Here is a 411-nt window from a genome sequence, read left to right as displayed (position 1 = left end):
CGGTGCTCTGGACCGTCGGCCCCCGGCCAGCGCAGCCCACGCTCCTTGTGATACCTATCGAACGGCGCGAGATCGTGGCCGTGGCCGCGGCCAAAACTGGCGTATTCCTCGAACAGCCCCTTCTGCACGTAGAAGCCGAACTCGTTGGATTCCTGATTGAGGTGGCCAGCTTCGAGATCCGACACCGGATATTTGTCGACCTGACCATTGCGATACAGCACGTCGTACAGAGTCTTTCCGCGAACCTCCGGCTTTTTGGCGATCAGGTCCTCGGGCCACACCTCCTCGACCGTGAAGCGCTTGGAGAACTCCATCAACTGCCACAGGTCGGAGCGAGAGTCGCCCGGCGCACTGACGAGTTGGTGCCAGAACTGGGTTCGGCGTTCGGCATTCCCGTAAGCGCCCTCCTTC

At 61.6% G+C, this 411-nt stretch carries 1 protein-coding gene; it reads right to left on the bottom strand.

All coding sequences use genetic code 11. The features are described 5' to 3' along the window. Positions 1–411: molybdopterin-dependent oxidoreductase (locus DY467_RS25805; RefSeq protein WP_164639882.1), on the bottom strand; the 411-nt coding region annotated here is incomplete at both ends.

The organism is Rhodopseudomonas sp. BR0G17 (assembly GCF_010907025.1).
Classification (GTDB): Bacteria; Pseudomonadota; Alphaproteobacteria; order Rhizobiales; family Xanthobacteraceae; genus Rhodopseudomonas; species Rhodopseudomonas palustris_H.
Note: the sequence above shows the minus strand (reverse complement) of the source record. Positions and strands in the feature narration are given on the sequence as shown.